This is a genomic window from Stenotrophomonas sp. 2YAF22 (assembly GCF_052114665.1).
Lineage (GTDB): Bacteria > Pseudomonadota > Gammaproteobacteria > Xanthomonadales > Xanthomonadaceae > Stenotrophomonas > Stenotrophomonas indicatrix.
Map to the genome: position 1 here is coordinate 1 of NZ_JBFRFE010000110.1, position 8,989 is coordinate 8,989.

The following is an 8,989-nucleotide window of genomic DNA, read 5'->3' on the forward strand; positions in this document are numbered from 1 at the left end:
GCGTGGCACCGTGGTCACGCGCCACCTGCACGTAGCGCATCAGCATCCGCGGGTAATCACTGTCCGGATCGGTGTAGCGTGTGCGGTCTTCGAACTTCGCATCGTTGTGGCCGAACTGGATCAGCAGCACATCGCCACGACGCAGTTCGCGCCCAATGGCATCCAGGCGTCCTTCGTCGATGAAGCTGCGCGTGCTGCGCCCACCCTTGGCGTGGTTTCGCACTTCGAAGCGCGCCGGATCCAGGTAGCTCTGCAGCGCTTGGCCCCACCCCGCCTGCGGCGCACGCTCGGGCCCGTATTCGGCCGCAGTGGAGTCACCGGCAATGAACAATCGCACCGGCGCCGCATGCGCGGCGGCGCTCGACAGCAGCAACAGCAACAACAACTTCCGCATGGCCGGGTCCTGGTAGTGCCGGCCGCTGGCCGGCAACTTCATGGATGCGTTGCACATCGGTGGAAATGCCGGCCAGTGGCCGGCACTACCGAAAGCCAAGCATTACCGCGCCAGCCAGCCACCATCGACCGGCAGCACCGCGCCGTTGATGTAATCCGACGCCGACGAGGCCAGGAACACCGCCGCGCCGGCCAGATCTTCCGGCGTACCCCAACGGCCGGCCGGAATGCGCTCGAGGATCGCCTTGTTGCGGTCCTGGTCGGCGCGCAGCGCGGCGGTGTTGTCGGTGGCCATGTAGCCCGGTGCGATCGCGTTGATGTTCACGCCCTTGCCCGCCCACTCGTTGGCCAGCAGGCGGGTGATGCCGGCGATGCCGCTCTTGCTGGCGGTGTACGACGGTACGCGGATGCCGCCCTGGAACGACAGCATCGAGGCGATGTTGATGATCTTGCCGCTGCCCTGGGCGATGAAGTGGCGGCCGGCAGCCTGCGAGATGAAGAAGGCCGACTTGATGTTGACGTTCATCACGTCGTCCCAGTCCTGCTCGCTGAAATCCACCGCGTCGGCGCGGCGGATCAGGCCGGCGTTGTTGACCAGGATGTCCAGCCCGCCCAGGCCTTCGAGCGTTTCGCGCACCACGCGCTCGACCGGCTCGATGCTGATCAGGTTGGCTTCCACCGCCAGGCAGCGGCGGCCCAGCGCGGTGATCTTCTCGATGGTTTCGGTGGGCGGGGCGATGCCGGCCACGGCGACATCGGCGCCTGCGGCAGCCAGCGCCAYTGCGATGCCCTGGCCCAGGCCGGTATTGCCACCGGTTACCAGAGCGACTTTTCCTTCCAGGCTGAAGGGATTGGTCATTGCGTATGCGTTCCTTGGTAGAGGCGTGCGTGATGCGGGGCAGGTGGCCACCGGCACGGCGTGCGCGGTGGCCGCCCGGCGCTTACTTGAGCTGGCAGATGTCCAGCACGTGCATGTCGGTGTAGTCCAGGTTCTCGCCACCCATCGCCCAGATGAAGGCGTAGTTGCTGGTGCCGGCGCCCATGTGGATCGACCACGGCGGCGACACCACCGCTTCGTTGTTCTGGATGACGATGTGGCGCTGTGCGTCCGGCTCGCCCATGAAGTGGTAGACGCGGTCGCTGTCGCCCAGGTCGAAGTAGAAATAGACCTCGCTGCGGCGGTCGTGCAGGTGCGGCGGCATGGTGTTCCAGACGCTGCCCGGCTTGAGCACGGTCAGGCCCAGCAGCAGCTGCGAGGACTGGCAGGTGGCCGGCACGATGTACTGGTAGATGGTGCGCTCGTTGCTGGTTTCCAGCGCGCCGCGATCCAGTGCCACTGCGTCCTTGATCGACAACTGCCTGGTTTCAAAGCGCGCATGCGCCGGGGTCGAGGCCAGGTAGAACTGCGCCGGGTTGGCGGCGTCCTGCGAAGCGAAGACGACGTCCTTGCTGCCCATCGCCACGTACAGGCCATCCTTCGGCCCCAGCGTGTACACGGTGCCATCGACGGTGACCGTACCGGTGCCGCTGCCGACGTTGATGATGCCCAGCTCGCGACGCTCCAGGAACGGATGGCCAGCGGCCGACGCCGGTTCGGTCTGCGCCGGCAGCGACAGCGGGCCGTTGATCGGCGCCGCACCGCCCAGCACGAAGCGCTCGTAGTGGGTGTACTTCAGGGTCACCGCATCGGCGTTGAACAGGCCATCGAGGAGGTACAGCTCGCGCAGCTGATCGTTGCTGGCGCCCTTGATGGCGTCGGGATGGGTGGCGTAATGGGTCTTGCAGTACATGGCTTCTCCAGAGCAGGGGGCGGGCCGATGGTTCGGCCCCGGCACGGTTCACGGTCGATTCTAGCCAGACAGGAAACCGGTGTCATTTTGCGCTGCACGATGGCGGTTGGACGGCATCGGCAGGGTGCGATCGATGGGGGGAGGGCGGGTGGAGTGTCACGACCAACGGTCATGACCTACCGGACTGATCCGTGAAGGTGTCACGACCAACGGTCGTGACCTACAGGATTGATCCCTGCGGGATCAATCCTCGGGCGGTTGGCAGGAATCGCGCACGATCAGGTGCGGGCGCACGCTGGCGATCTGCAGCGCAGGCTGGCCTTCAGGCTGGATCAGCATGGCCGCAGCGGTGCGGCCGGTGTCGCGGGTATGCCGGCGCACCGAGGTCAGCGACGGCCACAGGCGCGAGGCCAGCGGGCTGTCGTCGTAACCGACGATCGACAGCTGGCGCGGAATGTTGATGCCCGCACGCAGCGCGACCTTGTAGATACCGGCGGCCATTTCATCGTTGCCGGTGAAGATGGCGGTGGGCCGGCGCTTGCCCAGCAGCAGCTTCTCGGCGGCGGCCACACCCGATTCGAAGGTGTAGCCGGCCTCGATGATGCGATCCTTCGGCAGCTCGATGCCACGCTGCGACAGCGCCTCGATGAAGCCGGCGGTGCGTTCGTGCGCCGAGCGGTATGCACTGGGGCCGGTCACCAGGGCGATGTCACGGTGGCCCAGCGAAAGCAGGTAGTCGGCCGCTTCGGCGGCACCGTCGCGGTCGTGGGTGACCACCATCTGCGAGGTTTCATCCAGCGGCAGCGCAGCCACGCGGGTGAAGCGGCAGCCGATCTCGTCCAGCATGTCCGCCAGCGCCTGGTCTTCGGACGCGCGTGGCACCAGGATCACCCCATGCAGCTTCTGCTGCTGGGCGAAGCGGCGCACGCCGTCGATGTAGCCCGGGCTGCGGCTGTCGCAGGGGTGCACCACCAGTTCGAAGCTGGAGCCACGCAGCGCATCCAGCGCGCCGTACTGCATGTCCACGATGTACTGCGCGGTGGGGTTGTCGTAGACCATGCCGATCAGGAACGAGCGGCGGAAGGCCAGGCCACGGGCCAGCGGGTCGGGGGTGTAGCCGACTTCGCGCATCAACGCTTCCACCTTGTCGCGCGTGTCCTTGCGCACCAGCGGCGAGTTGTTGATGATCCTTGAAACCGTTTTCTTGGATACACCCGACAGTCGCGCGATGTCATTGATCGTGGCGGCCTTGCCCTTTGCCAATGCCGGCGTAGCGGCATCGTTCTTGTTGCGCACTGACATGTAGTGAACCCGATAAGCCTGGGGATTCCAGCGCGCGCTCAGTCCAGCGCGCGATAGCGGAAGCTGCGGAAGGTTACCGCACCGTTGCCGGCCGCATACAGGGCCGGTTTCAGTGCCAGGAACTTGCCGGCCACATTGTGATGGTAACCGGACACTTCCATCTGAACCGGATACTTCTGCCAGGTCTGGCCATCGGCGCTGGAATGGATGGTGACGATGTGGCGGTTGTTGGTCACCCGCAGCCAGAGCCGGCCGCCCTTGGCGCTGGCCGCCAGCCGGGTGGGGCGCTCCTCGCCGTAGCGGTGCATGACGAACTGCTCGCCGTTGCTGCCCACGCCCACGTACAAGCGGTCGCTGTAGAACAGCAGGGCACCGCCCACCGCGCCGGGGGCGATCTCCATCTGCACCTCGAACTGGTAGGCCGGGTCACCGGCAATGGTGGTCAGCGGCGAGGCATCGCGCGGCGTGCTGCCCTTGCCCTGCAGCACCAGGCCGTCGCCGCTGAAGTGCAGGCGCCGGTATTCATCCAGCGCCGGGTTGAAGAACGCCCACTGCGGGCCCAGCGTACGGCCGGTGAAAGCATCGGACAGGGCCATGCCGTGCGGTGCCAGCGCGCTGCCCGATGGCTTGCGCAGCGGCTGCCCGAGATCGCCGCCCTTGGCCACGAACCAGCCATCGGCGGTCCATTCGATGGGTTCCAGCAGCGCCTGCCGGCCCAGCGTCCAGAAGCCGTTCTCGTAGCCGTGGTACATCATCCACCAGCGGCCATCGGTGCCTTCGATCACCGTGGCGTGGCCACGCGACCACCATGGTTCAGCGGCCGACCGGGTGCGCATGATCGGGTTGTTCGGCGCGTTCACCCACGGGCCGTGGATCGAGCGCGAGCGCGCGGTGATCACCATGTGCCCGGTCGGTGGGCCGGCGGTGCCGCCCACTGCGGTGGTCATGTAGTACCAGCCATCGCGGAAGTGGATCTTCGGGCCTTCCTGCGCGTAGGCCTCCACGTCCCAGCTTTCCGGGTAGCGCCAGCCGTCGTACACATGCTTGGGCGTACCCACCACGCTCAGGCCGTCATCGGCCAGCTGCACGTAGTCGCCGCCGCTGAGGAACAGGTAGCGCTTGCCGTCCTCGCCAACCGCGTGGCCGGGGTCGATGTAGCCGCCCAGGCCGATGTCGATCGGCGCACTCCACGGGCCCTTGATGTCATCTGCCCAGACCACGAAGTTGCTGCGGCGCTCACCGGTGCGCGCCGGGAAGTAGATGAAGTAGCGGCCCTGGTGCTTGACGATGTCCGGCGCCCAGATCGCACCGACGTTCTGCGTGATCGCATGGCCGAGCGGCTGCCAGTTGACCAGGTCGCGCGAGTGCCAGATCGGCAGGCCAGGATAGGCGTCGAACGAAGACAGGGTGAGGTAGTAATCCTCGCCGTCCTTCAGCACCGACGGATCGGGCCTGTCACCGGCCAGCACCGGGTTGAGGAAGGTACCGTTGCCAAGGTCGCCCTGGCGCTGGTGCTCGATGCCGCGCTTCCACTGCGCGGGCGCGGGGTCGGCAGCCAGGGCAGGCAACGCGGCCAGCAGCAGGCCGAGCAGGGCGGTTGCAGCAGCGCGGTGCAGCGTCGATGTCATGTGATCGCCTCCGCTCATCAGGCGCGCAGCGCGGCGGGCAGCCACAGCGACAGCGACGGGAAGAAGGTGACGATCAGCAGCACGCCCAGCGCGGCGAACCAGAACGGCCAGATCGTGCGCATGCTCTGGCCGACGCTGATCTTGCCGATGGCGGTACCGATGAACAGCACCGAGCCCACCGGCGGCGTGACCAGGCCGAGGCCACCGGTCAGCACCAGCACCAGGCCGAAGTGGATCGGATCGATGCCATAGGCCTTGGCCACCGGCAGGAAGATCGGCGTGCAGATCAGGATCATCGGTGCCAGGTCCATGAAGGTGCCCAGCAGCAGCAGCATCACCACGATCATCAGCAGCACCATGAACTGGCTGTGCGCGAACGACTGCAGGAAGTCCACCGCCGCCGCAGGCACCTGCAGGTAGGCCAGCAGCCATCCGAACACCGCCGCGGTGGCGATCACGAACAGGATCACGCCGGTGCTGCGCGCGGCATGGATGACGGTGTCGAAGAACTCGCGCCAGCGCAGCTGCCGGTACAGCACGGTGGTGACCAGCAGGGCGTAGACCACGGCGATGGCCGCGCTTTCCACCGCAGTGAAGATGCCGGCGCGGATACCCACGAAGATCAGCGCCACCAGGCCCAGGCCGGGCAGGGCAGAGACGATGCGCAGCAGTACCGCGCGCCAGCCCGGGAACACTTCCACGCCATAGCCACGGCGACGCGCGACCACGTAGCCGGTGATCATCAACGCCAGGGTCATCAGCAGCGCCGGCACGATGCCGGCGGCGAACAGGTCGGCGATCGACAGGCCACCACCGGCCGCAGCCGAGAACAGGATCAGGTTGTGCGACGGCGGCACCAGCAGCGCCACCAGCGCAGCGGTGATGCTGACGTTGACCGCGAAATCGCGGTCGTAGCCACGCTTGACCATCTGCGGAATCATCGTGCCGCCCACCGCCGACACATCGGCGATGGCCGAGCCGGATACACCGCCGAAGAACAGCGAGGACAGGATCGAGACCTGGCCCAGGCCGCCGCGCATGCGCCCGACCAGCGATGACGCCAGGGCGATCAGGCGTTCGGAGATGCCGCCGCGCATCATGATCTCGCCAGCGAAGATGAACAGTGGAATGGCGATCAGCGAGGCCGAACCGGTACCTGCGGAGATCTGCTGGACCAGCACGATGCTGGGAATGTCCAGGTAGAGCAGGGTGGCCAGCGCGGCGGCGGCCAGCGCGTAGGCCACCGGCACGCCCAACAGCAGCAGCGCGGCAAAAACAGAGAACAGGATGGTGATGCCCATGGATCAACGATCTCCTTCAGCGTCGTCGGCATCGGCTGCCGTGGCATGCAGCGCTTTCCACGCACGGTTCAGCGCGAACAACAGCATCAGCGCACCGCCCACGGCCAGCGGCAGGTAGTTGATGCTCTGCGGCAGGTTGGCGCCTGCGGTCTTGATGTCCATTCCATCGAGCAGCAGGTCGGCCGACCAGAACGCGATGAAGCCGCCCAGCACGGCCACCACCAGCTGGGTGAACACATCCACCACCCGACGCAGGCCGGCGCCCATGTAGGCGTGCAGCAGGAAGAAGCCGAAGTGGCGATTGGTATGCACGCCGCAGGCCGCGCCCAGGCTCATTGCGGTGGCCAGCAGCAGCAGGGTCACCGGCTCGGTCCAGCTGGGCGAATCGTTGATCACGTAGCGGGCGAACACCTGCCAGCCCTGCACCACCACCAGCCCCAGCAGCGCGGCCACGGCAACATGGATGGCGATGTCGGCGATGCGGTCCAGCAGGCGTTGGCCGGGGCCGGATCCGGTGGAAATCGTCGTCTCGGTCATGGCAGTGTCCTCAGGCGGCGGCACGGATGYGGGCGACCAGCGCAGCCAGCTCGGGTTGCTGCAGGTACTGCTGCAGCAGCGGCTGGGCGGCGGCGCGGAAGGCGGGCAGGTCCACCTCGTTGGCTTTCACGCCCGAGGCCAGCACCGCGCGGCGCGCGGCATCTTCGGACGCATCCCATTGCTCGCGCATCACCTTCACCGAGGCGCGCGCGGTCTCCAGCAGCAGCTGGCGGTCGGCCGGCTGCAGGCGCTCGAAACTGGCGCGCGACATCAACAGAACGTCCGGCGCATACGAGTGATCGCTCTGCGACCAGTAGTGCGCGGCCTCGAAGTGGCGGCTGGAGTGGAAGCTGCGCATGTTGTTCTCGGCGCCATCGATCATGTGCGTCTCCATGCCGGAGAACGTATCGCCCAGCGACATCGGCGTCGGGTTGGCGCCGAGCAGGCGCATCAGCTGGATGAAGATGTCCGAGGACGCCACACGCAGTTTCAGCCCGTGCAGATCACCGGGCTGCACGATCGGATGCTTGGTGTTGTAGAAGCACCGTGCGCCGGAGTCATAGATGGCCAGGCCGACCAGATCGCGGCTCTCGAAGCCACGCAGCACCGCATCGGCAATGCCGCCATCCAGTGCGGCGCGCTGGTGCGCCACCGACTCGAACACGTACGGCAGGCACAGCGCCTGGGTGAGCGGAAAGGCGTTGTTCAATGCACCGGCATACACGCGGGTGATGTCGATGGCACCGAAACGGGCCATGTCGATCGCTTCCGATTCGCGACCGAGCTGGCCGGAATGGTATTGCCGCAGGCGCAGGCGACCGTTGCTTTCGCGCTGCAGGGTTTCGCCGATCCACTTCACCGCGGTCACGGTGGGATAGTCGGCCACGTGCACGTCGGTGGCCGTCAGCAGCTGGCCGCCGTCAATGGCATCGGCGGGCCCACGGCCACAGGCCGCGAGCATCGGAGTGGCCAGCGCAGCAGCGCCGCCGGCCAGGAAATGTCGTCGTGTGATCATCTGCGCCCTCCCGCGCGTGTTCACCGGATCGTGCGGCGGTTACCCGGCCGGCACGGCCCTGCAGGCAATTTCGCCGAAGCCGGCAAACCGCACCAGCGCCGTCTGCCCCACGGTGATGTCATGGATGCCGGTGGCGTTGCCGGTGGCGATCAGGTCGCCCCGTCGCAACGGCCGGCCACGCAGCGCCGAACGGGACAACGCGAACGCATACGCCGCGCGCAGGCCGCCGGGCAGCCGGGTGGCACCACCCGTGCCGACCACCTCGCCCTCGATCAGGGTTTCGGCGCGCAGGTCGGTTTCGTCGCGGGCGGTCCAATCGGCAATCTCCGGCCCCAGCACCAGGCCGTTGTTGTTGCCGAAGTCGGACACCACCACGCGCGGGCCGAGTTCGTTGATCGTCGCCAGCGGGCTGCTGGCCACTTCCACGCCGATGTACAGGCGCGCCGGCAGCGCTTCAGCCTGCTCGGGCGTCCAGTGCAGCTGTGCGGCGGGAGCGTCCTCCAACAGCTCCAGCACGTACTCCGCCTCGACCGCGCCGAAGCCGCCGACGAACACCGGAATGTCCACTGTTCCACCGGTAGCATTTTTCAGCTGACGCGAGAAAACCGGGCCCAGCAGGCGGTCGTCCCCGGACGCATCGCGGCGCTCGGCGGCGATGTAGCCGACCTTCCAGCCCACCACCTGGTCATCCCAGCTGGCAATGGCCAGATCCTGCACCTGGTAGGCAGCCACCAGGTCAGGCGGGACAAGGCCCGGGAAGCCGGGCAGGGCCTGGCCGCCGCGGCGCGCGGTGGTGAAAGCGTGGGCGATCGCGGCCGCATCGTCCGGCGCCGGCGTCTGCCCATGTATGCCGTGTTCGTTGCTCAAGAACGGTCTCCCTCTGGCGTTGTTGCACTGCCCATCGACAGCGTCTGCAGGAGGTGTATATGGTAAACCGGTGTCATCGTGCAAGCCGCAGCGCATCACGAGCGCTTGCGGGTGACCTCGGCCACTCTGTTGTCTCCCCGTTGGAGCCCTTTCCAC

General features: G+C 67.0%; 9 protein-coding genes. All 9 read right to left on the bottom strand.

What is annotated here, in order from left to right; translation table 11 throughout:
- On the bottom strand, positions 1 to 394 hold a 394-nt coding region (locus tag AB4Y84_RS06690), incomplete at its 3' end, for a GDSL-type esterase/lipase family protein (protein ID WP_442249902.1).
- A 102-nt stretch (positions 395 to 496) separates the two neighbouring features.
- The gene (gene kduD, locus AB4Y84_RS06695; RefSeq protein WP_442249903.1) at positions 497 to 1,252 is read right to left on the bottom strand and encodes a 2-dehydro-3-deoxy-D-gluconate 5-dehydrogenase KduD; all 756 of its coding nucleotides are present in this window, start codon (positions 1,250 to 1,252) and stop codon (positions 497 to 499) included.
- An 82-nt stretch (positions 1,253 to 1,334) separates the two neighbouring features.
- Positions 1,335 to 2,183: a 5-dehydro-4-deoxy-D-glucuronate isomerase gene (gene kduI / locus AB4Y84_RS06700; protein WP_312109517.1), complete on the bottom strand. Its 849-nt coding sequence runs from the start codon at positions 2,181 to 2,183 to the stop codon at positions 1,335 to 1,337.
- A 243-nt stretch (positions 2,184 to 2,426) separates the two neighbouring features.
- On the bottom strand, positions 2,427 to 3,485 hold the full coding sequence (locus AB4Y84_RS06705) for a LacI family DNA-binding transcriptional regulator (protein WP_025875485.1): 1,059 nt from the start codon (positions 3,483 to 3,485) through the stop codon (positions 2,427 to 2,429).
- A gap of 38 nt (positions 3,486 to 3,523) precedes the next feature.
- Positions 3,524 to 5,113, bottom strand: coding sequence for a family 43 glycosylhydrolase (locus tag AB4Y84_RS06710; RefSeq protein ID WP_442244269.1), 1,590 nt, complete (start codon positions 5,111 to 5,113; stop codon positions 3,524 to 3,526).
- Positions 5,114 to 5,130: 17 nt separating this feature from the next.
- The gene (locus AB4Y84_RS06715; protein ID WP_025875489.1) at positions 5,131 to 6,414 is read right to left on the bottom strand and encodes a TRAP transporter large permease; all 1,284 of its coding nucleotides are present in this window, start codon (positions 6,412 to 6,414) and stop codon (positions 5,131 to 5,133) included.
- Between the two features lie 3 nt (positions 6,415 to 6,417).
- The gene (locus AB4Y84_RS06720; protein ID WP_363734150.1) at positions 6,418 to 6,951 is read right to left on the bottom strand and encodes a TRAP transporter small permease; all 534 of its coding nucleotides are present in this window, start codon (positions 6,949 to 6,951) and stop codon (positions 6,418 to 6,420) included.
- A 10-nt stretch (positions 6,952 to 6,961) separates the two neighbouring features.
- Positions 6,962 to 7,966 carry a TRAP transporter substrate-binding protein gene (locus AB4Y84_RS06725; protein ID WP_442249904.1) on the bottom strand — a complete coding sequence of 335 codons (1,005 nt, stop codon included), beginning with the start codon at positions 7,964 to 7,966 and terminating at the stop codon, positions 6,962 to 6,964.
- Positions 7,967 to 8,005: 39 nt separating this feature from the next.
- On the bottom strand, positions 8,006 to 8,833 hold the full coding sequence (locus tag AB4Y84_RS06730; RefSeq protein WP_117309136.1) for a 2-keto-4-pentenoate hydratase: 828 nt from the start codon (positions 8,831 to 8,833) through the stop codon (positions 8,006 to 8,008).
- Positions 8,834 to 8,989: the final 156 nt, after the last annotated feature.

Coding starts and splice junctions, on each gene's coding strand:
- AB4Y84_RS06710 (WP_442244269.1), bottom strand. CDS start 5,113: ATGACATCGACGCTGCACCGCGCTGCTGCAACCGCCCTGCTCGGCCTG.
- AB4Y84_RS06715 (WP_025875489.1), bottom strand. CDS start 6,414: ATGGGCATCACCATCCTGTTCTCTGTTTTTGCCGCGCTGCTGCTGTTG.
- kduI (WP_312109517.1), bottom strand. CDS start 2,183: ATGTACTGCAAGACCCATTACGCCACCCATCCCGACGCCATCAAGGGC.
- AB4Y84_RS06705 (WP_025875485.1), bottom strand. CDS start 3,485: ATGTCAGTGCGCAACAAGAACGATGCCGCTACGCCGGCATTGGCAAAG.
- AB4Y84_RS06720 (WP_363734150.1), bottom strand. CDS start 6,951: ATGACCGAGACGACGATTTCCACCGGATCCGGCCCCGGCCAACGCCTG.